This is a genomic window from Streptomyces sp. NPDC050732 (assembly GCF_040654255.1).
Lineage (GTDB): Bacteria > Actinomycetota > Actinomycetes > Streptomycetales > Streptomycetaceae > Streptomyces.
The window spans coordinates 138,006-161,059 of record NZ_JBFAHP010000010.1 but is presented as its reverse complement, the minus strand read 5'-3'; the positions used below and the strand labels follow the sequence as shown (position 1 = coordinate 161,059).

Sequence of the window (23,054 nt, the reverse complement as noted above, 5' to 3'; positions counted from 1 at the left end):
CCTGGTCAGCCCCTCCGGCGTTTCGTCACAACTGAGTACTCCCGGAGGCCTTTTCCAACTGGAACGCCTCGTTCCCCAGGCCGATCCGCGCATGCGCCTCCGGATTCCTGGACCGGAGGATCAGGCCGTGGAGGATGCCGATCACCGCCGCGGCGAAGATGACGCCGGGCAGCACCCAGCTGAGCGCCGAGCCCTCGCCCGCGCCGACGAGGACGTCGAAGTCCTTGACGGTGTAGCCCGCGATGACGAGCAGCCCTACCGCGGCGAGCGCGGACGCGGCGATCCGCCAGGCCTGGGCGCGCGCGGCGCCGCGGCGGGCGAAGAAGACGATGACGGCGACGGACGCGGTGGCCATCAGCAGGATGACGCCGAGGGCGCCGATGTTGCCGCCCCAGGTGAACAGGTGGAGGACGGGCGCGGTCGGGTCGCCCGCCTTGCCGTCGTCGGCGAGGGCGAAGCCGATCACGACCACCACGGAGACGACGGTCTGGAGCAGCGAGCCCGTGCCCGGCGCGCCCGTGGACCGGTTCGTGCGGGCGAACGCGGCGGGCAGCAGTCCCTCGCGGCCCATCGCGAACGCGTACCGCGCGACGACGTTGTGGAAGCTGAGGATCGCCGCGAACATGCCGGTGACGAACAGGACGTGCAGTACGTCGGTGAAGGTGCCGCCGAGCCGGGACTCGGTGAGGCCGAAGAGCAGGCCCGCGCTCTGTTCCTGCGCGGCGGGGACGATGCCGGACGGGCCCGCGGCGACCGTCAGCGCCCAGGAGCTGAGTGCGAAGAAGACGGCGACGAAGCCGACGGCGAAGAACATCACGCGGGCGACGACGACCTGGGGGCGGCTGGTCTCCTCGGCGTACACGGGGGCCTGCTCGAAGCCGGTGAAGGCGGCGATGCAGAAGCAGAGCGAGGTGGCCACGCCCGCGCCGGTGAGCGTGTCCGGGTTGAACGCGTGCAGCGAGAGGCCCTCCTTGGCCGGGTCGACGACGGCCGCGATGTCGAAGATGACGACGAGCGCCACCTCGATGAGGAGCAGGACGCCGAGCACGCGCGCGTTGAGGTCGATCTTCAGCCAGGCGAGGACGCCGACGAGGGCGACGGTGACGAGCGCCGGGATCCACCAGGCGACCTCGACCTCGAAGTACGTCTGGAGCAGCCCCGACACCTCGAAGCCGAGCAGTCCGTAGAGGCCGGCCTGGAGGGCGCTGTAGGCGACGAGGGCGACCAGCGCGGCGCCGGCGCCCGCGGTGCCGCCGAGGCCGCGGGATATGTAGGCGTAGAACGCGCCGGCGTTGTGGACGTGCCGGCTCATCTCGGCGTACCCGAGGCTGAAGAGCGCGAGGACGACGCCGAGGATGAGGAAGAGGAGGGGCTGTCCGACGATGCCCATCACGCCGTACGTGGTGGGCATGACGCCGGCGACGACCATCAGGGGCCCGGTCGCGGCGAGCACGGAGAGCAGCAGTCCTGCCGTGCCGAGCCGGCCCGCGCGCAGCGCCTGCTCCTGCCCCTTGTACGTGCTGATCCCGGTGCCGCCCGTCGGGTCGCTGGGGGATCTGGTGCCGCTCGGGCTCGAACTTCCCGTCGCCATGGCGCGGTTGTCCTTTCGGGGATGGGGGAGAGTGCTTCAGGCCGCGCCGAACGCGGTGGCCCGCGCGGCGGTGAACGCCGCGTACGGGTCCCGGTCCGGGTACGACCAGGGGGCCGGGGTCGCGTGCCGTCCGATGCGGTGGAAGAGCGCGGCGGCTTCGGCCGCCCTGCCCTCGCAGGACTTCGCGTGGGCAAGGAAGTTGAGGTCGACGTGGCAGCGCGGGTGGGCGGTCTCGTCGGGCGTCTCCCACTCCAGCCACCAGTCGAAGGCGGCCTTCATGACGCCGCGGGCGCGCCGCCCGACCCAGTGTCCTGACGCGGCCGGGTCGGGCGGTTCGAGGCCGGCGGCGGCGAGGACGCGGTAGCGCTCGGCGTGCGCGACGACGGGCAGCACGGCCAGCGGCGAGTCGGCGGGCGCCTGTTCGGCGGCCCAGGCCGCGAAGTCGTACACCTCGTGCATCGGGTCCTGGCCCGCGCCGGGGCGCCGCTCGGCGAGCCGGGCGACCATCAGGTGGTGGGCGTGGTGGTGTTCGGGGTGGCGGTGCCGGATCTCGTCGAAGAGGCGTACGACGTCCTCCTCGTGGCCCAGTGAGCGTTCGAGGAGGAGCAGCGCGAGGATCGGCGTCGGGTCGGCGGGGACGCGTGCGGCGGCGTCGCGGCAGCGGGCCCGCACCCGGTCCGAGCGCTCCTTGCCGCGCAGCGCCTTGTGCACGGCGGCGAAGGCGAGGAGTACCTCGGCGTCGTGGCTCTCGGGCTCGGCGAGCTGCCAGTCGCGGGCCCACGCGCCGGTGGTCGGCTCCTGGCCCAGTACGTCGAAGCGGTGTCCCCTGCGGTCCCAGTCGTCGCCGGTGGCGGCGAGCAGTGCGCGCACCTCGGTCCAGCGGCCCTGTGCGAGTGCCGCCCGGGCGGTGACGAGTTCGGCGTCGTCGAGTGCGGCGTCGAAGGCGTGCCCCGCGGCTTTTTTGCGGGACCGGCCCAGTGGGGGTGGGGGTGGTGACACCGCGGGACGTCCTCCCCGGCGCGGCTTGCGAGCGGATGATCACGCACAGCAAAGCGGTAGGCACTGCTCCACGTCAAGGCTTGGCGGTGCCCTGCCTTCACCAACTCATTTCAAAATCCGCAGACTTCGCCCGTCACATGGGTCGACCCCGTTACCCTCCGTCGGTCGAGAGCCGCTCAACTCCCGCTGGACCGCGCGTCAGTTCACCGCTCGGGCGGCCGCGCGGCCCGCCGTGCGCCCCGAGAAGAGGCAGCCGCCGAGGAAGGTGCCTTCGAGGGAGCGGTAGCCGTGCACTCCCCCGCCGCCGAAGCCGGCGGCCTCCCCGGCCGCGTACACGCCCGGCAGGGGCTCGCCGCCCTCGGTCAGGACGCGTGAGGAGAGGTCGGTCTCCAGGCCGCCGAGGGTCTTGCGGGTGAGGATGTTGAGGCGGACGGCGACGAGCGGGCCGGCCTTGGGGTCGAGGATGCGGTGCGGGGCGGCGGCGCGGATGAGGCGGTCGCCGAGGAACTTGCGGGCGCCGCGGACGGCCGTGACCTGGAGGTCCTTGGTGAAGGGGTTGGCGATCTCGCGGTCGCGGGCGGCGATGGTGCGGTGCAGGTCGTCCTCGTCGATGAGGGGGGCCGCCGCGTCTCCGGTGAGCGCGTTCATGCCGCGCACGAGGGCGCCGAGGTCCTTCTCGACGACGAAGTCGACGCCGTGGTCCATGAACGCCTTGACGGGTCCCGGCACTTCGGACCTGGCCCGGTCGACTACGCCGCGCACCGACTTGCCGGTCAGGTCGGGGTTCTGCTCGGAGCCGCTGAGGGTGAACTCCTTGCCGATGATGCGCTGGTTGAGGACGAACCACGTGTAGTCGTAGCCGGTCTTCATGATGTGGTCGAGGGTGCCGAGCGTGTCGAAGCCGGGGAAGAGGGGGACGGGCAGGCGCCTGCCGTGCGCGTCGAGCCAGAGGGACGAGGGGCCCGGCAGGATGCGGATGCCGTGCCGCTCCCAGATGGGGTTCCAGTTCTCGATGCCCTCGGTGTAGTGCCACATGCGGTCGCGGTTGATGAGGCGGGCCCCGGCGTCCTCCGTGATGCCGAGCATCCTGCCGTCCACGTGCGCGGGGACGCCGGAGATCATCTTGCGGGGCGGGGTGCCGAGCCGCTCGGGCCAGTTGGCGCGGACGAGGTCGTGGTTGCCGCCGATGCCGCCGGAGGTGACGATCACCGCCCGCGCACGGAGTTCGAAGCTCCCTGTCACCTCGCGGCTGCTGGCCGTGCCCCGCTCGACGGCCGACGGCTCCAGGATCTCGCCGGTGACCGTGTCGACGCTGCCGCCGGTGCGCGAGAGCCCGGTGACGCGGTGCCGGAACCGCAGCTGGACGAGGCCGCGCGCGGCTCCGGCGCGCACCCGCCGGATGAACGGCGCGAGCAGCCCGGGGCCCGTCCCCCAGGTGATGTGGAAGCGGGGCACCGAGTTGCCGTGGCCCTGCGCGTCGTAGCCGCCGCGCTCCGCCCAGCCGACGACGGGGAAGAACCTGACGCCCTGGCCGTGCAGCCAGGGCCGCTTCTCACCGGCGGCGAAGTCGACGTACGCCTCGGCCCACTTGCGCGGCCAGTGGTCCTCGGGCCGGTCGAAGGCGGCCGTGCCCATCCAGTCCTGGAGGGCGAGCGCGTGGGAGTCCTTGATCCGCATCCGCCGCTGTTCGGGCGAGTTCACGAAGAAGAGGCCACCGAAGGACCAGTGCGCCTGACCGCCGAGCGATTGCTCCGGCTCCTGGTCGAGGAGGATGACCCGGCGGCCCGCGTCGACGAGCTCCGCGGTCGCCGCCAGTCCGGCGAGCCCCGCCCCGATCACGATCACATCTGCGTCGTACGCCATAGAGGTCGTCCTCCTCGACAAGGTCCCGCAAGGTTACTGGTGGGTCATGTCCCGTGCAGGTCGAATCCTGGGCAGCGGTGTGACGCACGTCAACCGGGCGGCGGAAGGGAACCTTCGCTCGCTTTTAATAATGGCCAGCATTAACATGCGCTCATGGCAAGGACATCGGGCCCGGAGACCCGGGAGAAGCTCATCCGCGCCGGCGAGGAGGTCTTCGCCGCCCAGGGCGTCGACGGCGCCCAGCTGCGCGACATCGTCCGGCTCGCGGGACAGAGCAACCCCTCCGCAGTGCAGTACCACTTCGGCTCCCGCGGCGGCCTCCTCGACGCCGTGATGGCCGCGCGCCAGCAGCGCACCGAGCAGGTGCTCGCCGCCGAGCTGGAGCGCGCCGGAGGCGCCGCGGCGGACCTGCGCGGACTCCTGACCGCCCTGGTGAACGCCGAGGCGGGCGAGTTGCGCACCGAGCGCGGGCGGCGCTGTCTGCGCATCTCCGCCCAGCTCAGCCACGAGAGCGGGGTGCGCACCCGCACCCCGCACCCCACCCTCGCCGGCACCGTCTACTGGACCGTGATCGGCCGGATCGAGGACTGTCTGACCCGCCCGGCACCCGGCCTGCCGGAACCCCTCCGGCTCGAACGCGTCGACCTCGCGCTCACGGTGATCGGCGCCGCCCTGGGCGACCGCGCCTGTCAGTACCTGGCCGGGACCACCCCCCTGACCGGCGAGGACGTCTTCCTCGCCGACCTCGTCGAGACCACCGCGGCGCTGCTGCGGGCCCCGCGACCCACCCTTGGAGAGACCCCATGACCCAGCACGACCTCACCGGCAGGACCGTCGTCATCACCGGCGCCGCACGCGGGCTCGGCGCCGAGGCCGCCCGGCAGGCCGTCGCCGCGGGAGCCAACGTCGTCCTGACCGACGTGCTCGACGAGGAGGGCCGCGCCACCGCCGCCGAGCTCGGCGAGCGCGCCCGCTTCGCACCCCACGACGTGACGTCCGAGGCGGACTGGCAGCGCGTCGCCGACCTCGCGGTCACCGAGTTCGGCGCGCTCCACGGCCTGGTGAACAACGCCGGTGTCTCCACCGGCCAGTTCCTGGAGTCCGAGTCCGTCGAGCACTTCCGCAAGGTCCTCGACATCAACCTCACCGGCGTGTTCATCGGCATGAAGACCGTCGTGCCCGCCATGAAGGAGGCCGGGGGCGGCTCGATCGTCAACGTCTCCTCCGCCGCGGGCCTGATGGGCCTCGCGCTCACCGCCGGTTACGGCGCGTCGAAGTGGGGCGTGCGCGGCCTCACCAAGATCGGCGCCGTCGAGCTCGGCACGGCCCGGATCCGCGTCAACTCCGTCCACCCCGGCATGACGTACACCCCGATGACCGCGCAGATAGGCATCGAGCGGGGCGAGGGCAAGTACCCCAACACCCCGATGGGCCGGGTCGGCGAGCCGCACGAGATCGCGGGCGCGATGGTCTTCCTGCTCTCCGACGCCGCGTCCTACGTGACCGGCGCCGAACTGGCCGTCGACGGCGGCTGGACGGCCGGCCCCACCGTCAAGTACGTCATGGGGCAGTGACCCGGACCCGCCGCCCGGCGTCGCGACCGGCGTGGGGTTGGATGGCGGCATGACGGCGAACAGTGGACCCGTGCCCGACCCCCGCACAGAGATGATCACCATCGTCGACGAGCACGACCACGTGGTCGGCGAGGCCCCGCGCGGCGAGGCGTACGCGCGCGGCCTGCGCCACCGCTGCGTGTTCGTCCTGGCGCGGGACGCGGAGGACCGCGTCTTCGTGCACCGCCGCACCCCGGCCAAACTGGTCTTCCCCTCGCTGTACGACATGTTCGTGGGCGGCGTGGTCGGGGCGGGCGAGTCGTACGACGACGCGGCGCTGCGCGAGGCGGAGGAGGAGCTGGGCGTACGGGGGCTGCCGCGCCCCACTCCGCTGTTCAAGTTCCTGTACGACGGCGGCGCGGGGAAGACCTGGTGGTCGTACCTCTATGAAGTCCGCTGCGAGCTGCCGGTGCAGCCGCAGGTCGAGGAGGTCGCCTGGCACTCCTTCGTCACCGAGGACGAGCTGGCGCGACGGCTCGACGAGTGGGAGTGGGTGCCGGACGGACTCGACGCCTACCACCGCCTGCGGGCCTTCCGCGCGAGCTGATCGCCGGGGCGGACGCCGCTCACCGCGGCACCCGTGACCACGGCTTATGGTGCGGCCGTGAGCAACTTCGTACAGAATCTGCGCCTGTGGTTCGCCCCGGAGCGCGTCCGCGAGGAGGGTGACACCCCCGACTACCGCTTCTCGCTCGCCAACGAACGCACCTTCCTGGCCTGGCTGCGCACCGCGCTGGCGCTGATCGGCGGTGGCTTCGCCGTCGACCAGTTCCTGCCGGACCTGCGGTGGGGTTGGCGGATCGGGCTCGCCCTCGCGCTGCTCGCCGCGGGCGTCCTGTGCTCGCTGCGCGCGGTGAACCACTGGGTGCGCTGCGAACGCGCCATGCGGCGCGGCGACGACCTGCCGGCCGGCCGCTTCCCGACCGTGCTGAGCCTGGTGGTCGCGGTGGTCGCGCTCGCCATGGTGGTGGTCGTGCTCTTCGGGTGGGAGGGGTGACCCGGCGGGGACCGGAGGACGGGCGGGTCCGCGACCCGGGCCTGCAACCGGAGCGCACCCGCCTCGCCTGGCGGCGCACCACGCTGTCGTGCACGGTCGCCGCGGTGCTCGCCGCCCGCGCGGTGCTCCACGACGGGACCACCGCGCTCGGCGTGCTGGCCTGCGCGGTGTGCCTGCTGCTCTGGCTCGGGTTCCTGCTGGTCGCCCACCGCAGGATGACCGTCCTGACGTCGCACCCACCGCGGACGCTGCCGCTCCGGTCGGCGTGGACGGCGGCACTGTGCACGCTCGCGCTGGCGGTGTGCGCGGCGCTGATGCTCGTCTGAGCATCCCTCGGGGCCCCGGTCCCCCCGGGCTCCGGTCCGCTCAGTCCACCGTCACCACGATCTTGCCGCGGGTGCGCCCCTCCTCGCTCAGCCGGTGTGCGTCGGCCGCCCGCTCCAGCGGGAACGTCGCGTCCACGTGGACGGTCACGACGTCCTGTTCCGCGAGCTCGGACAGGCGCTGGAGGTCGGCGGCGACGGGGCGTACGAAGCAGTAGTGGCCGCCCATGCCGATCACCGCGCCGTCCGCGATGGACGCCAGCCGGCCGCCGGGCGCGAGGAGTTCGGCGGACGCCTTGAGCGTGTCGCCGCCGATCGTGTCGAAGGCCGCGTCGACCCCCTCCTCGACGAGCGCGCGCACCCGTTCCACGAGCCCGTCGCCGTACGTGACCGGCTCGGCGCCGAGCTCCCGCAGGTAGTCGTGGTTGCGCTCGCTCGCGGTGCCGATGACCCGGGCTCCCGCGTGCCGGGCGAGCTGCACCGCGATCGAGCCGACGCCACCGGCCGCCGCGTGCACGAGGACCACGTCCCCCTCGGTCACCTTCAGTGCCTGGTCGATGACCTGGTAGGCGGTGAGGCCGGCGAGCGGCAGGCCCGCGGCTTCCTCGAAGGTGAGGTTGCGCGGCTTGCGGGCGAGGGTGCGCACGGGGGCCGCGACGTACTCCGCGAAGGTGCCGCGCGAGAGGAAGTCCTCGCGCACATAGCCGATGACCTCGTCGCCGACGGCGAACTCCGGGGCGGAGGCGCCCGGCTGGACGACGACGCCCGCGACGTCCCAGCCGGGGACCACGGGGAAGACCGGTTCCAGGAGGCCGTCGAGGTGGCCCTCGCGGCACTTCCAGTCGACGGGGTTCACGGCCGCGGCGCGCACCTTCACCAGGACGGAGTCCGGCCCGACCTTGGGGTCGCGCACCTCTCCGTACTCAAGGACTTCGGGCCCGCCGTAGCTGCGGTAGCTGATCGCCTTCATGGGGTCGCCTTCGCGGAGGACAGGGAGACAGCGGAGGACAGGGAAACAACGACAAGACTCGCATAAAGGAATTAGCGGGGCATCGGGGGCTAGCCTGAGAGGGTCACCCCATCCCCGGAAGTCACAGAAGGTGCGCGTCATGACCACGCTCCACCACGAACACCCGGTGCACGACCACATCCACGGCCCCGCCTGCGGCCACCCCGAGGTGCCGCACGGCGACCACGTCGACTACGCGCACGACGGACACATGCACCGTCTGCACTCCGGCCACTGGGACGAGTGCGAGCCGGCCGGGCACGTCGCCCACCAGGGCCATGACCACCGGCACGGCGACGGCTGCGGGCACGCCTCCGTCCTCCACGGCGACCACGTCGACTACCTCCACGACGGTCACCGGCACGCGGAGCACGACGGACACTGGGACGACCACTGACCGCTCCGCGGAAGGCCTGAGGCGGGGACCTCTGGACGGCATACCGACTGGTCGGCATCATGGTGTGGCACGCCACCACCACGCCGATCAGGAGCGAAGATGAGCGCAGACCACCCGCCGGGCCTCGACCTCGACCAGTTGCGCGGCCACCTCGACCGCGAGCGGCCCGGCCTGGTCGGCGGGCCGCTCACCGCGCGGCTGATCGAGGGCGGCCGGTCCAACCTCACCTACGCGGTCACCGACGGCGCCTCGCGCTGGGTGGTGCGGCGGCCCCCGCTGGGCCACGTCCTCGCCACCGCGCACGACATGAGGCGCGAGTACCGCGTGATCGAGGCGCTGCACCCCACGGACGTGCCGGTGCCCGCACCCGTGCTGCTCTGCCAGGACGACGCCGTGACCGGATCGCCCTTCTACGTGATGGAGTTCGTGGACGGGACGCCGTACCGCACCGCCGAGGAGCTGGCCCCGCTCGGCCCCGGGCGCACCAGGGACGCGGTGCTCGGCCTCGTCGACACCCTCGTCGACCTGCACGCCGTGGACCCGGCGGCGGTCGGGCTCGGCGACTTCGGGCGGCCCGAGGGGTTCCTCGACCGGCAGCTGCGCCGCTGGGGCAAGCAGCTCGACGCCTCCCGCAACCGCGAACTCGCCGGCATCGACGAGCTGCACGCGGCGCTCGGCCGCTCGCTGCCCGGCTCGCCCGCCCCGACCGTCGTCCACGGCGACTACCGCCTGGACAACGTCCTGATCGGCGACGACGACCGGATCAAGGCCATCCTCGACTGGGAGATGTCGACGCTCGGCGATCCGCTCACCGACCTGGGCCTGCTCGTGATGTACAGCGCGAAGCTGGAGGTGCCCGACTCCCCCGTCAGCACCACGGCGGGCGCGCCGGGCCACCCCGAGCCGGCCGAGCTGATCGAGCGGTACGCCGCGCGCTCGGGGCGCGACGTGTCGGCGATCTCCTGGTACACGGCGTTCGCGTGGTTCAAGCTCGCCGTGATCCTGGAGGGCATCCACTACCGCTACACGCTGGGCCAGACGGTCGGAGCGGGCTTCGACCGCATCGGCGAACTGGTGCCCGTGTTCATCGAACACGGCCTGACGACCCTCCAGGAAGGCTGATCTCCCGTGGACTTCGCATTCGACGCCCGCACCGAAGAGCTGCGGGCCAGGCTCCTCGCCTTCATGGACGAGCACGTGTACCCGGCCGAGGCCGTCGCCGACGAGCAGCGCGCCGCGCTGGCCTCGCCCTGGGACACGCCCGCCGTGGTCAAGGAGCTGAAGGCGGAGGCCCGTAGACGGGGTCTGTGGAACCTCTTCCTGCCGGACGGGGAGCACGGCGCCGGACTCACCAACCTCCAGTACGCGCCGCTCGCCGAGATAACCGGCCGCTCCCCGCAGTTGGCGCCCACCGCGCTGAACTGCGCGGCGCCCGACACCGGCAACATGGAGGTACTCGCGCAGTTCGGCACGGACGAGCAGAAGAAGCGGTGGCTGGAGCCGCTGCTCGCCGGTGAGATCCGTTCGGCGTTCGCGATGACCGAGCCGGAGGTGGCCTCCTCCGACGCCACGAACATCACGACGCACATCGAGCGCGACGGCGACGACTACGTCATCACCGGCCGCAAGTGGTACATATCCGGGGCGATGAACCCGGACTGCGAGATCTTCATCGTGATGGGCAAGACCGACCCCGACGGCGCCGACATCCGCCGCCAGCAGTCCATGGTCCTCGTCCCGCGCGACACCCCGGGCCTCGAAGTCCGGCGCGCCATGCGGGTGTACGGCTACGAGGACCACTACCACGGCGGCCACGCGGAGGTCGTCTTCGACCACGCCCGGGTCCCCGTGTCGAACCTGATCGGCGAGGAGGGCGGCGGCTTCGCCATCGCGCAGGCGCGGCTCGGCCCGGGCCGCATCCACCACTGCATGCGGCTGATCGGCATGGCCGAGCGTGCCATCGAGCTGATGTGCCGGCGGGCCGTGTCCCGCACGGCGTTCGGCAAGCCGCTCGCGCAGCAGGGCGTCGTGCAGGAGTGGATCGCGGACGCGCGGGTCACCGTGGAGCAGTTGCGGCTCCTCGTCCTGAAGACGGCCTGGCTGATGGACACGGTCGGCAACCGGGGCGCGCACACGGAGATCCAGTCGATCAAGATCGCGACCCCGCGCGCGGTGGTCGACATCCTCGACCGGGCCGTGCAGCTGCACGGCGCCGGCGGGGTCAGCCAGGACTTTCCGCTGGCGGAGCTGTGGGCGGCGGCGAGGACGTTGCGCTTGGCGGACGGGCCGGACGAGGTGCACCAGCGGTCGCTGGCGCGGCGGGAACTGAAGCGGTACCTGTAGCCCCTTATGGGGCCCGCAGGGCCCTCAGGAGGAGGTCGGCCAGGTGGTCGGCCACCTGTTGCGGGGAGAGCGGGCCCTCCGGGCGATACCACGTGGACAGGTGGTGGACCGAGCCGAAGTGGTAGTCCACCACCAGGTCCGCCGGGGTCGCCGCGGAGAAGACGCCGGACTCCTGGCCCTCCTCGATCAGGGCCCGGAAGCGCTCGTGGTAGCGGCGCCGCTCGGCGCGGACCTGCTTGTTCTTCTCCGGGCTGAGACTGTGCATGGAGCGGAAGAAGATCGACGCGTCGTCGAGGTTGTCGATGGTGGTGACCACGACGTCCGCGGCGGCAGCGCGCACCCGCTCGGCGACGGGGGCGTCCGCGTCGGCGATGGCGTCGAGCCGCTCCTGCTGGACGCGGAGCATCCGGGCGTAGACCTCGTGCAGCAGGTCGTCCTTGGAGCCGAAGTAGTGGTAGAGCGCGCCCTTGGTGACGCCTGCCGCCTCGACGATCTCCTGCACCGACGTGCGGTCGTAGCCCTGGTCGGCGAAGAGCCTGGTGGCGGCGGCGAGAAGCCGCTGCGGAACGGGCGTGCCGTCACCGTCCGTCGTTCTGGCCACTGCCGCCACCCTGCCTTTCGCGTCACTTGCCGTGCTGTGCCCGGGAACGCAGTTCCCGTCGGAGGATCTTCCCACTTGTCGTCTTCGGCAGCTCCGCCAGGATCTCCACCTCGCGCGGGTATTTGTACGCGGCCAGCCGCTCCTTGCAGTACGCGGCCAGCTCGTCGGAAGCCGTGCCGCTGCCCGGACGGAGGCTGACGTACGCCTTCACGGTCTCTCCCCGGTAGCTGTCGGGGATGCCGACGACGGCCGCCTCGCGCACGGCGGGGTGGGTGTAGAGGACGTCCTCGACCTCGCGGGGCCACACCTTGAAGCCGGACGCGTTGATCATGTCCTTCTTGCGGTCGACGACGTAGAGCCAGCCGGCCGGGTCCATGAACCCGATGTCGCCGGTGCGCAGTTCGCCGTCGGGGAAGGTCTCGGCGGTGGCGTCGGGCCGCTGCCAGTAGCCGGGCACAACCTGCGGTCCGCTGACGACGATCTCGCCGTGTTCCCCGAACGGCACCTCGTGGCCGAGGTCGTCCAGGATGCGTACGACCGTCTCGGGTCCCGGAACGCCGACGGCGAGGGTGCCGGAGACGGGGTCGACGGGGGCCTCCTGTCCCGGCGGCACGGAGGCGCAGGGCGCGGTGCACTCGGTGAGGCCGTAACCGTTGTGGAGGTAGGGGCCGAAGGACGCGCGGAACGTCTCCACGAGGGCCGGGGGCAGCGGCGCGCCGCCCGAGGAGATCATCGCGAAGGAGTCGAAGTGGGCGCGGGTGACCGACGGGTGGGCGGCCAGCGCCATGAAGGCCGTGGAGGGGCCGACCGTGTAGGCGGGGCGGTGTTCGGCGAAGGCGTCGAGGACCACGCCGGCCTCGAAGCGGTAGGCGAGCGCGAGCGTGCCGGCGTTGGCGATGCACGCGGCGACCTGCGCGACCATGCCGGTGATGTGGAAGAGCGGCGCCATCGCGAAGTAGCAGGCGCCTTCCGGTATCCCGGAGCCGGCGCGCTGGCGTTCGGCGTTGTAGGTGATGTTGCCGTGGGTGTTCATGGCGCCCTTGGGAGCGCCGCTGGTGCCCGACGTGTAGCTGATCAGCGCGGTGTCGGAGGGGCCGACGGCGCGGTCGGCGGGGGCCGGGAGCCCCTGGCGCGCGACCGCCACGAGGTCGTCGGCGTCGGCGGCGGGCGGCAGGCGCCCGAAGTCGAGGACCCGGGTGTCGTTGCGGGTCTGGAGGTCGAGCTGGCAGGCGGTGAGGACGACGCTCACCGGCGAGCCCGCCACGGTGTCGCGCAGATACGTCTCCCAGGCGCGGTCCGAGCAGATCAGCGCGGTCACCCCGGCGTCCGCGAAGACGTGGCCGACCTCCGCCGACCGGTACATGGGGTTGACGGGGACGACCGTCGCGCCCGCCTTCCAGGCGCCGAGGAGAGCGAGCACGAAGTGCGGGGTGTTCTGCAGGAGGATCGCGACGCGGTCGCCGCGGGCAACGCCGCGCGCGGCCAGGTGCCCGGCGACGGAGTCACTGAGGGCGTCGGTCTCGCGGTAGCTCAGGCGCCCGTCGAAGTAGGCGAGGGCGGTGTGCTCGGGGGCGCGGGCGACGGCAGCGCGGAAGGCGTCGGGCACGGACGCGGCGGGGTGCACGGGGGCGCGCTGGGCGTCGTTGAGCCGGGCGAGCCAGGGCTTGGCCGCGTACGGGGACCCGGCGGGGAGGTGGCCGCGGGGGAAGTCGTGCGTGGGGTCGTACGTACGGTCGTGCGTGGGGTCGTTCACCGGTCGGTCGCCTCCCACTTCTGCTGGATGTGGTTCATGCCCTTCAGCCACTTGTCGGGGGTCTCGGCACGGGCCCGGTAGAACGCGGCGACCTCGGGGTGCGGCAGGATCAGGAAGCGGTCCTCCGCCATGCCGGCGAAGAGCGCGGCGGCGACGTCGTCCGGCTCGATGGCGGTGGGCGTGAGCACGAGGTCGCCCGCGGTGCCGGTGGCGGCGAGCATGTCGGTGCGGACGCCCTGCGGGCAGATCGCGTGGACCTTGAGGCCGCGGTGGCGGTAGGTGAGCGACAGCCACTCGGCGAAGGCGTACGCGCCATGCTTGGACACGCTGTAGGGGGCGGCGCCGATCATGGTGAGCAGGCCCGCCGCGGAGACCGTGGAGACGAAGCGGCCGCTGCCGCGCTCCAGCCAGTCGGGCAGCAGCGCGCGGGCCGCCCGCACGTGTGCCATCACGTTGACGTCCCAGGCCGCGGCCCAGACCTCCTCGGGCGCGGCCTCGCTGCCGCCCGAGCCGAGCCCGGCGTTGGCGCAGTACACGTCCACCGTGCCGCCGAGCGCCTCGCGGGCCTCCGGCACGACGACGGACGCGTCGCCCGGTACGGCGATGCCGCCCACCTCGTCGGCGACGGCCTTCGCCCGGTCGCCGTCCAGGTCGTTGACGACGACGCGCGCTCCCTCCGCGGCGAAGCGGCGGGCGAGCGCGGCTCCGATGCCGCCGCCTCCGCCCGTGACGACGACTCCCTTGTCCCGCAAGGTTTCCACCATGGTTCTCCTTCGGCCCGCGGCTCGGCTTCGCTGGCAGACTAACCAGTCGGTATGTCGTGGCGAAAGGGGGGCGCCGAGGTCATGGGCGGCGGGACGGCTCAGGCCCGCGCGCTCGCGTGGAGGACCCTGGCCAGCTCGCGGGGCTGGGAGAACATCGGCCAGTGGCCCGTGTCCATCTCGACGAGGCGCCAGTGCTCGCTCTTGAGCAGTTCGGCCACGTCGTCCATCGGCTCGGCGCCGTCGAGCAGGCACTTGACGTACGTCGCCGGGAGTTCGCCGAGCGACCCCTCAAGGACGGCGGGCTCGGTCAGGGTGGCGCCCGGGTGCGGGGTCGTGCCGCCGGCGATCCGGGCGAGCTGCTCGCTGTCGAGGCCCTGGCCGTCGAAGTCCGCGGCGTCCGGCACCCAGAAGCCGTCGTCCTCGGCGAGCCGGGCCTCGAATGCCGTCTGGCCCTGCCACCACATCGAGGCGAACGACTCGTCGGCGACGGGCACGACGGCGTCGACGAACACGACGCGCCTGAGCCGGTCGCCGATCCGCTCGGCGGCCTGGCCGACGGGGATGCCCGCGTAGCTGTGCCCGACGAGGACGACGTCACGCAGGCCGAGCCGTTCGACCTCGTCGACGACGTCCCGCACGTGGGTCTGCTGTCCGGCAGGCACGCCCTGCTTGTCGGCGAGGCCCGAGAGCGTCAGCGGATGAGCGCCGTGCCCGGCGGCACGCAGCTCACGCGCCACGTCGTCCCACGCCCACGAGCCGAGCCACGCCCCTGCCACCAGTATGAATTCCGCCATGGCGCCGAACGTACACGCCGGAGTGGCGGTGGGGCAGACCCCACCGGTCATGGGGGTGTCAGCCGGATGGTGCGGTGCCCGGCCCGCGCGGGATCGTGATCTTCCTGGTGAGGCGGTCGAGTTCAGGAGGCACGACATGGCACGGACGGCACGCCGCCGGGTTCCACTTCTGCTGGTCACGGCGGCCGGGGCGGGTGTGCTGCTCGCTCCCCACGCGGCACAGGCCGCGCCACGGCCCGCGGATCCGGTCGCGGCGCTCGAACGCGCCGCCCACCCGCTGCGGTCGACCGGTCCGGGCGGCGGCACGAAGGACCTGCGGCCGCTCGGCCGGATGGTCGGCGACGCGTCGGTGGTGGGTCTCGGCGAGGCGACGCACGGCTCGCACGAGTTCTTCACGATGAAGGAGCGGGTGTTCCGCCAGCTCGTCGAGGAGAAGGGCTTCACCACCTTCGCGCAGGAGGTGAGCTGGACGACCGGGGTGCGCTTCGACGCCTACGTGCGGGGCGGCGCGGGCGACGCGCGCGAGCTCGTCCACCGTGAGCTGGCGAAGACCCCGTGGGACACGGAGGAGTACGTCCATCTGCTGCGCTGGATGCGCGCGTACAACGACGGACACCCGGAGCGCGAGCTGCACTTCATGGGAAACGACCTCAACTACCCCGAGCAGGGCGCCGAGTTGTTCGACGGGGTGAGCGCCTATGTGCGCGCCCACGAGCCGGATCTGCTGCCCCGGATCACCGAGCTGTACGCGCCGCTGCGGCGCCTGACGGACGGCGACACGTACATGGGGCGGCCGCTCGCCGAGCGCGAGGCGCTGGCGAAGAAGGCCGGCGAGGCCTACGACCTGTTGAAGGAGCGCCGGCCGGACACGCGGAGCAAGCCGTACGAACTCGCCCTGCACCACGCCCGGTCCATTGCGCAGACCGGGGACACGTACGCCCTCCCGCTCGACACGCCGGACGGCCGGCGGGACGCGATGCTGCACCGCGACCGGCTCATGGCGGAGAACACGGCGTGGTGGCAGCGGCACACGGGCGGCAAGGTGTTCCTCTCGGCCCACAATGCCCATGTCGGCTACGAGTCCTTCGACCCGCGCTATCCGAAGATGCAGGGCGCCTTCCTGCGCGACCGGCTCGGCAAGCGGTACGCGAGCATCGGCTTCACCTTCAACGAGGGCGGGCTGATGGCGCAGAGCGCGGCCTCCCAGGTCTGGAAGCCCCGTTGGCTCGCCCCGGCGGCGCGCGGCACGAACGAGCACACGCTCGACAAGGTGCGCTTCGACGACTACTTCGTCGACATGCGGACCGCTCCCCCGGCCGCCCGCACGTGGCTGGACGAGCCCCGGGCCACCCGGAGCATCGGCAACGCGTACCCGGACGGCCCGTACAAGATCCGCCTCGGGGCCTCGCACGACATCCTCATCCACCTGCACGCCATCACGCCGGCCCACCGGCAGTCTCAGTGACCGAGACCAGCCGTATCACCTATTGACTGGCCCCTACACCGACCACGAGAGTGCCGCTCGTGCACAGCGAAGCGACAGCGACAGAGAAGCAGCAGGTCCAGGGCGGAGAGGGCAGCACCGAGAGTCTGCGCCGGGTGGCCGTGGCCTCCTTCATCGGGACGGCCATCGAGTTCTACGACTTCTACATCTACGGCACGGCGGCCGCCCTCGTCCTGAACGAGGCGTTCTTCCCGACCCTCGACCCGGTCAACGCCACCCTCGCGTCGTTCTCCACCTACGCGGTGGCGTTCGCGGCCCGGCCCATCGGCTCGGTGATCTTCGGGCACTTCGGCGACCGGGTGGGCCGCAAGTCCGTCCTGGTGGCCTCGCTCCTCCTGATGGGGCTCTCGACCGCCCTCGTCGGCCTCCTGCCCGGCTACGGGACCTGGGGCGTCTGGGCGCCGCTGCTGCTGATCCTGCTCCGCTTCCTCCAAGGCATCGGGCTCGGCGGCGAGTGGGGCGGCGCGGCGCTGCTCGCGGTGGAGCACGCGCCGAAGAAGAAGCGCGGGATGTACGCGGCCTTCCCGCAACTCGGCCCGTCCGTGGGGTTCTTCGCCGCGACCGGCGTCTTCTGGCTGCTCTCGGCCGCGCTCTCCGACGACGCGTTCAGGTCGTGGGGCTGGCGGGTGCCGTTCCTGCTCTCGTTCCTGCTGGTCGCCGTCGGCCTGTTCGTGCGCCTCAGGATCAGCGAGACGCCGGTCTTCGCGAAGGTCATGGAGGCACAGCAGGCGAGCAAGGTGCCCGCGCTCGACGTGCTGCGCCGCCATCCGCGCGAACTGCTGCTCGGCGCGGGCGGCATGGTCGTCGCGTACGGCCTCTTCTACACCGCCACGACCTACTGCCTCTCCTACGCCACCGGCACCCTGCACATCCCGCGCGACACCATGCTCGGCCTCTCCCTGGTGGCCTGCCTCTTCCTCGCGGCCGGCACCTGGCTCGCCGCGACGCGCTCCGACGGGGCGGGGCGCCGCAAACTGGTGCTCGCGGGCACGGGGCTCGCGGTGGTGTGGGGGCTCGTGCTCTTCCCGCTCCTCGACACCGAGCAGCCGGTGCTCGTCGCCCTCGCGATCGGCGGCGCGCTGTTCTGCATGGGGGTCGTCTACGGCCCGATGGGCGCCTATCTGCCCGAGCTGTTCTCCACGGGCGTGCGCTACTCGGGCGCCTCGCTCGCGTACAACCTGGGCGGCGTGCTCGGCGGCGCGGTCTCGCCGCTGGTGGCGACCCGGCTGCAGTCGGCGTTCGGTTCCTCGTCGGTGGGCTGGTACGTGAGCGCGATGGCGGTCGTGTCGCTGCTGTGCGTGCTCGCGCTGCCGGAGACGCGGGAGCGCGAACTCGCCTGAGCCGTCCACTTGTTCGCGGGGGCAGGTGCTGCGCGGCGTATGGCCAGGTGGCCCGGGCGGCAGGATCATATTTCGCGTGGAGCCCTACTGGGAATTGACCTTCGACGCCGACGGCGACGTCGACACCGCGCAGCGTGCGCAGCTGCTGTCCGGCGCGGAACGCGAACGCGTCACGGATCTGCTGGTCTTCGCGCACGGCTGGAACAACGAGCAGAGGGACGCCAGGAAGCTGTACCGGCGCTTCTTCGGCCCCTGTCAGGACCTGGCCGGGCCAGGGGTGCGCCTCGGCTACGTCGGGGTGCTCTGGCCCGCCATCCGCTTCCCCGACGAGACCATCCCCGACTTCGACCCCTCGGCCGCCGCCGTGCCCGCCGCACCGCCCGGCGAGCCCGTGCTCGACGCGGCGACCCGGCAGGCGCTCGACCGGGCCTTCCCCGACCACACCGAGACCCTCGACCGGATCGCCGAGCTCCTCGCGGAGCGCTCCGAAGTGCCGTCACGCATCTACGAGTTCGGGCGGCACGTCCGGGAGCTGGTCTCCCTGCGCGAGACCCACCCGGCGCGCCACTTCGGCCAGGACACCGGCGCGGGCGAGCCGGCCATGCTCACCGACGACGCGGTCCAGGTCTGCGAGATCTTCGCCGCCGCACGCGCGGACACCGGAGAGCCGCTGCTCCTCGGCGAACTGCGCGAGCGGCTGTGGGACGGCGCGCACGAACTGCTGCGGCAGGGCACGTACTACGCGATGAAGCGGCGGGCGGGCGCGGTCGGCCAGCTGGGGCTCGGCCCCGCGATCGGGCTGCTCGCCGCCGATGTGCCGACGATCAGGGTGCACCTCATCGGGCACAGCTTCGGCGGCCGGCTCGTCTCGTACGCGCTGCGCGGGATGCCCGCGGACGTGCGCGCGGTGAAGTCGGTGACGCTCCTCCAAGGCGCCTTCTCGCACTACACGTTCGCCGAGCGCCTGCCGCACGACAAGTCGCGCGGCGGCGCCCTGCACGGCGTGCAGCGCCGCGTCGACGGCCCGCTCGTCTCCTGCTACTCGCGCCACGACGCCGCGCTCGGCCGCCTGTACCCGCTGGCGTCGAAGCTGGCCGGTGACTCCTCGGGCTTCCTGGGCCTGTGGGAGCGGTGGGGCGCCATCGGCTACAACGGCATCCGTTCCGTGGACGGCACCAAGCGCATCAAGCTCGGTGACAAGGTGCCCGTCAAGGGGTGTGTGAGCGTCGACGTGGCGTCGGTGGTGCGGCGCGGCGGTCCGCCCTCCGGCGCACACAGCGACGTCTGCCATGAGGAGCTGGCACGCCTCGTGTTCGCCGCGGGGCGGATCGCGCTCGCCTGACGGGCCGCTCCTACCGGTGCCGGGGGAACTCGACGACCTGCTGGTACGTCGGGCGGTTCTGCCACTGGACCGGCTTGTGCGTGATGCCGCCGAGCGGCCGGTGGATGACCGAGTCCGCGCACCACTGGTCGCCCGCCTTGCAGGAGTCGTCGCCGGGGTAGACCTCGGTGGCGGGCTTGGCGACGGCCTGCGCGAGGGTGGTCAGCAGGGCGTCGCGGCAGGCGTCGAGCTCGCCGTCGCCGCAGTAGGTGTCGGCGAGCCCGCCCTTGACCGGCTCGCCGAGGACCTTGCGCAGGTCCTTGTCGGCGTAGCCCCACCAGCCGTACTGGAAGGCGGATCCGGCGTGCGCCCCGGTGGGTCCGTGGCCCGCGGACGGCGCCTCGTCGGTGGCGAGCTGTGAGGTGAGGGCGGCGTAGAGGTCCTTGCCGAGACCGGGCCCGAACTCGGCCTCGATCAGCAGGGGCCACCAGGCGTCCATGATCCGCACGGCGTCGGGGTGGGCGTACGTCTTCGATCCGGCCGACGTCTGGTTGCGCTGGGCGCCCGCCTTGCGCCACGCCTCCAGTTGCTGGAGCGCCTTGGCCTGTTGCGGGTCGGTGACCGGCTTGCTCCGGACCACCTTGAGCAGCTCGGGCAGCACCTGTTCGCCGCGCAGGTCGGTGACGGCCGCCTCGGACATGGCGCGGGTGAGGGAGGCGCGGGTGACGCCGCCCTCCTCGGTGAGCTTCCTGACCCGCCCGTCGAGCAGGTCGCCGCGGTGCACGGCGCTCACGCCGAAGCCCGCCGTGCTGAAGTCCTTCGCCTGCTTGTTGTTCCAGGAGATGTAGTAGTCCTGGTTGACGGACTGCGGGTGCTCGGCGGGCGGGGTCTGCGCGGAGGTGTTGTCCTCGGGGTCGAAGTCCTGCCACTCGTAGGCCTGGTGGGCCTTGACGGGCAGGGCGGGGTCGACACCGTCGGCGCGCTCGGGGTTGGCGCCGCTGTTGTAGTACGCGATGTCGCGCGAGTCGGCGTAGAACCAGTTGAAGGCGTAGCTGATGTGCTGGGCCGCCTTCTTGAAGCTCGCGGCGTCCTTGACGTACGACGGGTCGTTGAACATCTGGAAGCCGATGATGGAGTCGGCCTCGTGGCGGTAGGTGGAGCGCAGCGAGACGTACGCGACGGGCTTGCCCTCGACGCTCGCGCGGTGCGTCACGATGCCGTACTTCGTGCGGAAGACCTGCATGCGGTAGGAGCCGGCGGCCGTGGAGTCGGCGAGGGTCGGCTTCCAGGCGTTCCTGCGCTCCAGCTTCTCCATAGGGGTGCAGGTGCCCCGGTGGAGGTAGCCGGTGGACTGCTTGGTGGGGGTGCCGCCGCCCGGTTCGCAGAGCTCGACGGCGTACGTGTCGGTGATGTCCTGTCCCGCGGAGGTGGCGGACCACGCGTAGTCCTGGCCGCGCCCGAGCTGGACGTACATGCCGACACCGGCGAAGGAGACGCCGCGGGCGCTGATGCCGGGGCCCTGGAGTTCCTGCTGCATGAGGAGCTGGGGTGCGAAGTAACCGGTCTGCGGGCCGAAGACGGCGACGGGGTTGCCGCTCGCGGTGTGCTTGCCGGAGACGAGCAGGGCGTTCGACATGCCCTTCTTGTGGCCGTCCTCGCCGAACAGGTCCGCGGGCAGGACGCCCTTGTCGTACATGCCCTGGAGCGGCTTCAGCTTCCTGGGCGCCCGCACCGGGTCCTTGGCGCCGGAACCGGCACCGCCCTCGCGGTCGTACACGAGCTGTTCGCGCTCTACGGAGCCCGGGTCGGGCAGCGCGGTGCCGCGCGCCTTCTCCGGCTTGCCCGCGTACGGGAAGCTCGTGCCGTCGTGGATGGTCTGCACGGCCTCGGGGTCGTTGCGGGCGCGGAAGGACTCCCAGACCTCCGTGCCCTTCTCGACGCCGTACTTCTCCTGCGCCTTGAGGAGGGAGAGGGCCGACTCGACCTCTCCGCCGCCGCCGTTGCCGAAGAGGCCGCCGACCACGGAGGCCAGCGCGATCATGTCGGTGACCTTGAAGGGCTCGATCTCGCCGGCGTTGGTGACCGCGTCTATCTTGCCGGTCAGGACGTACTCGCCGGGGAAGTAGCGGCCGTTCTTGGACTTCACGCGGTAGGCGTTGAGTCCGTCGATGTAGGCCTGCGCGTCCTCCATCGCCTGCCTGCCGCGCTCCCCCTGCGTCGACTTGATGTACTCGACCTGCTTCTCCAGGTCCTTCTCGGTGTACGGGGCCTGCGGCCAGAACTGCTGCTCAAGGCCCTGGTTGGCGAGTGCGCCGCCCGCGAACGAGGTCAGCTGTCCGCGTCCGATGTGCCGGAAGAGGTCGATGAGCCAGAGCCGGTCCTGTCCGGCGGCGAAGCCCGCGCCGAACTCGGTGCCGTAGCGCGTGGTGCCCTTGATGTGCGGGATGCCGTACTTCTTGTCCCGGGTGATCGTCACGTCGTCGCGCGGCTTGGTGACGGAGGCGACCTGGCCCTCCCGCACGCCGAAGGAGGCGTCGTTGAAGAACTCGGTGAGCCGGTCGTCGGTGAGCGAGGGGTAACCCGAGGAGAGCGCGTCGTAAGGGCCCAACTGGTCGTCCGCGTGCGCGGGTCGGGTACCGAGGACGCGGTGGGCGAGGATCTCGGCGAGGGTCGCGCCGCCGTTCGCGCCGGGCGGCAGGATGTCCGCGCACTGGCTTCCGCAGTGGTCGACGGTCTCCTCCTTCGGCGCCGGGTCCCGCGGGGCGGCCGCGGCGCCCGCCCGGGGCGCGAGCAGGGCGGCGCCGAGCGCGAGCACCGCCCCCGACGTGAGAGTTCTGAGCCTGAGGGTGCGACGTCGCATGGGTGCTCCTCCGGATCCTGCGGAAGGCCGATGCGGCGGAGGCTACTGGCGGGTCGCCGAACCCGAAAGATGAACAAGCGTCGCCTTTGCCGAATCACCACAACGCGCCCCCCTTGTGCCGGCATCACCCCAGATGAGGCGGGCAGGCGAAAAACAGTCGCGCGAAGAGGGAGCCGAATCGCGTGTCGATACGTCTACTCGGCGACGTCGTTTCCAACTCGATCGACTTGGCTCAACATCGACGCAGGCGAATGCGGAACACGGGGTACCAGTACGCGAAGCATGTGTGACGGAGGTGCAGGGCGATGGCCGGATTCCGGAGTCTCGCGAGACAGGTGCGCGATCCGAAGAGCGATCTGGCGCTGCGACGCTACTCGCTGCGCAAGTGCCTGGAGAGGTTCGCCCCCTACGGACACCGGGCGACCTGGGACCATCTGTGCGCCAGGGCCGGGTTCGGGCCCGAGGACAGGTCCCCCGACCCGGCACGGCTGGTGTCGGCGCTGAACGAACTGGAGGCGGCACGCGCGGTCTGGCTCGCCTACGAGGCGGGCTTCGCGGAACGCCGCCGCAAGGAGAAGCACGACGGACTCAGGCGCCCGGGCAGCGTCGACGACTGGCACCGCTGCACCTGGGGCGGGTTCGGGGTCGCCTGGTGCGACGACCCCGACGTCCACCCGCACGAGCCCCTCGCCGAGGTGCTGCGCCGGCTCATCGCGGCGCTGGAGAGGGAGCCGGGCACGGCCTGCCCGGTCTGCGCGGACACCGCCCTCGCCTGGAAGCACGGCCTGGCGCACGAGCCGTCCGCGGGAGCGGTCTGCACGGGCTGCGGCATCGTCGTGCCCGCCCCCGTCCTCACCCCGGAGGCGGTCACCCAGGCACGGTCGAGGGCGCTGCGCCCTCTGGTGTCCGTCTGACCGTCCCCCGGTGAACTCTCGACCGGCGCGGCCCGGCAGCTTCCGGGCCGCACCGGCCGACGCGGGAC

General features: G+C 72.1%; 21 protein-coding genes. 12 read left to right on the top strand and 9 right to left on the bottom strand.

Going from position 1 to position 23,054, the window contains the following annotated elements:
* Window positions 1-25 precede the first annotated feature (25 nt).
* The 3 genes from AB0H82_RS11845 to AB0H82_RS11835 form a co-directional block, all read right to left on the bottom strand.
* Entirely contained in the window at window positions 26-1,591 is a 1,566-nt protein-coding gene (locus AB0H82_RS11845) for an APC family permease (RefSeq protein ID WP_362991421.1), read from the bottom strand.
* 36 nt (window positions 1,592-1,627) lie between these two features.
* Window positions 1,628-2,590 carry a hypothetical protein gene (locus AB0H82_RS11840; RefSeq protein ID WP_362991419.1) on the bottom strand — a complete coding sequence of 321 codons (963 nt, stop codon included), beginning with the start codon at window positions 2,588-2,590 and terminating at the stop codon, window positions 1,628-1,630.
* Between the two features lie 198 nt (window positions 2,591-2,788).
* Window positions 2,789-4,453, bottom strand: a complete 1,665-nt coding sequence (locus AB0H82_RS11835; protein WP_362991417.1) for an FAD-binding dehydrogenase — start codon at window positions 4,451-4,453, stop codon at window positions 2,789-2,791.
* Between the two features lie 153 nt (window positions 4,454-4,606).
* Between AB0H82_RS11835 and AB0H82_RS11830 the strand changes: the two genes are divergently transcribed.
* From AB0H82_RS11830 to AB0H82_RS11810, 5 genes are read left to right on the top strand one after another with little or no spacing between them, the layout of a single operon-like run.
* A complete protein-coding gene (locus tag AB0H82_RS11830) occupies window positions 4,607-5,260 on the top strand; it encodes a helix-turn-helix domain-containing protein (protein ID WP_362991415.1) in 654 nt (217 codons plus the stop codon).
* A complete protein-coding gene (locus tag AB0H82_RS11825) occupies window positions 5,257-6,027 on the top strand; it encodes a glucose 1-dehydrogenase (RefSeq protein ID WP_362991413.1) in 771 nt (256 codons plus the stop codon). Before AB0H82_RS11830 ends, AB0H82_RS11825 begins: the two co-directional genes overlap by 4 nt.
* Before the next feature lie 49 nt (window positions 6,028-6,076).
* Window positions 6,077-6,613: an NUDIX domain-containing protein gene (locus AB0H82_RS11820; RefSeq protein ID WP_362991411.1), complete on the top strand. Its 537-nt coding sequence runs from the start codon at window positions 6,077-6,079 to the stop codon at window positions 6,611-6,613.
* A gap of 57 nt (window positions 6,614-6,670) precedes the next feature.
* Window positions 6,671-7,063, top strand: coding sequence for a DUF202 domain-containing protein (locus AB0H82_RS11815; RefSeq protein WP_362991409.1), 393 nt, complete (start codon window positions 6,671-6,673; stop codon window positions 7,061-7,063).
* Window positions 7,060-7,389 carry a DUF202 domain-containing protein gene (locus AB0H82_RS11810; protein ID WP_362991407.1) on the top strand — a complete coding sequence of 110 codons (330 nt, stop codon included), beginning with the start codon at window positions 7,060-7,062 and terminating at the stop codon, window positions 7,387-7,389. The genes AB0H82_RS11815 and AB0H82_RS11810 overlap by 4 nt, the downstream gene beginning before the upstream one ends.
* Window positions 7,390-7,429: 40 nt before the next feature.
* On the opposite strand, the gene AB0H82_RS11805 is transcribed toward AB0H82_RS11810, so the two are convergent.
* Window positions 7,430-8,356 carry an NADP-dependent oxidoreductase gene (locus AB0H82_RS11805; protein WP_362991405.1) on the bottom strand — a complete coding sequence of 309 codons (927 nt, stop codon included), beginning with the start codon at window positions 8,354-8,356 and terminating at the stop codon, window positions 7,430-7,432.
* Window positions 8,357-8,495: 139 nt separating this feature from the next.
* On the opposite strand from AB0H82_RS11805, the gene AB0H82_RS11800 reads away from it, so the two are divergent.
* The 3 genes from AB0H82_RS11800 to AB0H82_RS11790 all read left to right on the top strand — a co-directional run bounded on the left by AB0H82_RS11800 (window position 8,496) and on the right by AB0H82_RS11790 (window position 11,135).
* Window positions 8,496-8,792 (top strand): hypothetical protein, encoded by a 297-nt coding sequence (locus tag AB0H82_RS11800; RefSeq protein WP_362991403.1) that lies wholly within the window; start codon window positions 8,496-8,498, stop codon window positions 8,790-8,792.
* Between the two features lie 99 nt (window positions 8,793-8,891).
* Window positions 8,892-9,914, top strand: a complete 1,023-nt coding sequence (locus AB0H82_RS11795; RefSeq protein ID WP_362991401.1) for a phosphotransferase family protein — start codon at window positions 8,892-8,894, stop codon at window positions 9,912-9,914.
* A gap of 6 nt (window positions 9,915-9,920) precedes the next feature.
* Window positions 9,921-11,135: an acyl-CoA dehydrogenase family protein gene (locus AB0H82_RS11790; protein ID WP_362991399.1), complete on the top strand. Its 1,215-nt coding sequence runs from the start codon at window positions 9,921-9,923 to the stop codon at window positions 11,133-11,135.
* Between the two features lie 4 nt (window positions 11,136-11,139).
* Here the strand turns inward: AB0H82_RS11790 and AB0H82_RS11785 are convergent, their stop codons facing one another.
* The 4 genes from AB0H82_RS11785 to AB0H82_RS11770 form a co-directional block, all read right to left on the bottom strand.
* On the bottom strand, window positions 11,140-11,736 hold the full coding sequence (locus AB0H82_RS11785) for a TetR/AcrR family transcriptional regulator (RefSeq protein ID WP_362991397.1): 597 nt from the start codon (window positions 11,734-11,736) through the stop codon (window positions 11,140-11,142).
* Window positions 11,737-11,758: 22 nt separating this feature from the next.
* Window positions 11,759-13,489 (bottom strand): AMP-binding protein, encoded by a 1,731-nt coding sequence (locus tag AB0H82_RS11780; protein WP_362991395.1) that lies wholly within the window; start codon window positions 13,487-13,489, stop codon window positions 11,759-11,761.
* Complete coding sequence (locus AB0H82_RS11775) at window positions 13,486-14,253, bottom strand: SDR family oxidoreductase (RefSeq protein WP_362991393.1); 768 nt, start codon at window positions 14,251-14,253, stop codon at window positions 13,486-13,488. The genes AB0H82_RS11780 and AB0H82_RS11775 overlap by 4 nt, the downstream gene beginning before the upstream one ends.
* A 98-nt stretch (window positions 14,254-14,351) precedes the next feature.
* Window positions 14,352-15,047: an alpha/beta hydrolase gene (locus tag AB0H82_RS11770; RefSeq protein ID WP_362991391.1), complete on the bottom strand. Its 696-nt coding sequence runs from the start codon at window positions 15,045-15,047 to the stop codon at window positions 14,352-14,354.
* Window positions 15,048-15,183: 136 nt separating this feature from the next.
* Here AB0H82_RS11770 and AB0H82_RS11765 point away from each other — a divergent pair, with 136 nt between their 5' ends.
* The 3 genes from AB0H82_RS11765 to AB0H82_RS11755 all read left to right on the top strand — a co-directional run bounded on the left by AB0H82_RS11765 (window position 15,184) and on the right by AB0H82_RS11755 (window position 19,233).
* Entirely contained in the window at window positions 15,184-16,512 is a 1,329-nt protein-coding gene (locus AB0H82_RS11765; RefSeq protein WP_362991389.1) for an erythromycin esterase family protein, read from the top strand.
* Window positions 16,513-16,571: 59 nt separating this feature from the next.
* Window positions 16,572-17,891: an MFS transporter gene (locus tag AB0H82_RS11760; protein WP_362991387.1), complete on the top strand. Its 1,320-nt coding sequence runs from the start codon at window positions 16,572-16,574 to the stop codon at window positions 17,889-17,891.
* Between the two features lie 76 nt (window positions 17,892-17,967).
* Entirely contained in the window at window positions 17,968-19,233 is a 1,266-nt protein-coding gene (locus AB0H82_RS11755; protein WP_362991385.1) for a serine-threonine protein kinase, read from the top strand.
* A gap of 10 nt (window positions 19,234-19,243) precedes the next feature.
* On the opposite strand, the gene AB0H82_RS11750 is transcribed toward AB0H82_RS11755, so the two are convergent.
* Window positions 19,244-22,072, bottom strand: a complete 2,829-nt coding sequence (locus AB0H82_RS11750) for a penicillin acylase family protein (RefSeq protein ID WP_362991383.1) — start codon at window positions 22,070-22,072, stop codon at window positions 19,244-19,246.
* A gap of 305 nt (window positions 22,073-22,377) precedes the next feature.
* Between AB0H82_RS11750 and AB0H82_RS11745 the strand changes: the two genes are divergently transcribed.
* Window positions 22,378-22,986: a hypothetical protein gene (locus AB0H82_RS11745; protein ID WP_362991381.1), complete on the top strand. Its 609-nt coding sequence runs from the start codon at window positions 22,378-22,380 to the stop codon at window positions 22,984-22,986.
* Window positions 22,987-23,054: the final 68 nt, after the last annotated feature.

Bases quoted from the DNA above. Each gene is read 5' to 3' on its own strand.
- AB0H82_RS11845 (WP_362991421.1), bottom strand. From the start codon at position 1,591: ATGGCGACGGGAAGTTCGAGCCCGAGCGGCACCAGATCCCCCAGCGAC.
- AB0H82_RS11835 (WP_362991417.1), bottom strand. From the start codon at position 4,453: ATGGCGTACGACGCAGATGTGATCGTGATCGGGGCGGGGCTCGCCGGA.
- AB0H82_RS11830 (WP_362991415.1), top strand. From the start codon at position 4,607: ATGGCAAGGACATCGGGCCCGGAGACCCGGGAGAAGCTCATCCGCGCC.
- AB0H82_RS11825 (WP_362991413.1), top strand. From the start codon at position 5,257: ATGACCCAGCACGACCTCACCGGCAGGACCGTCGTCATCACCGGCGCC.
- AB0H82_RS11820 (WP_362991411.1), top strand. From the start codon at position 6,077: ATGACGGCGAACAGTGGACCCGTGCCCGACCCCCGCACAGAGATGATC.
- AB0H82_RS11805 (WP_362991405.1), bottom strand. From the start codon at position 8,356: ATGAAGGCGATCAGCTACCGCAGCTACGGCGGGCCCGAAGTCCTTGAG.
- AB0H82_RS11800 (WP_362991403.1), top strand. From the start codon at position 8,496: ATGACCACGCTCCACCACGAACACCCGGTGCACGACCACATCCACGGC.
- AB0H82_RS11795 (WP_362991401.1), top strand. From the start codon at position 8,892: ATGAGCGCAGACCACCCGCCGGGCCTCGACCTCGACCAGTTGCGCGGC.
- AB0H82_RS11775 (WP_362991393.1), bottom strand. From the start codon at position 14,253: ATGGTGGAAACCTTGCGGGACAAGGGAGTCGTCGTCACGGGCGGAGGC.
- AB0H82_RS11770 (WP_362991391.1), bottom strand. From the start codon at position 15,047: ATGGCGGAATTCATACTGGTGGCAGGGGCGTGGCTCGGCTCGTGGGCG.
- AB0H82_RS11765 (WP_362991389.1), top strand. From the start codon at position 15,184: ATGGCACGGACGGCACGCCGCCGGGTTCCACTTCTGCTGGTCACGGCG.
- AB0H82_RS11750 (WP_362991383.1), bottom strand. From the start codon at position 22,072: ATGCGACGTCGCACCCTCAGGCTCAGAACTCTCACGTCGGGGGCGGTG.
- AB0H82_RS11745 (WP_362991381.1), top strand. From the start codon at position 22,378: ATGGCCGGATTCCGGAGTCTCGCGAGACAGGTGCGCGATCCGAAGAGC.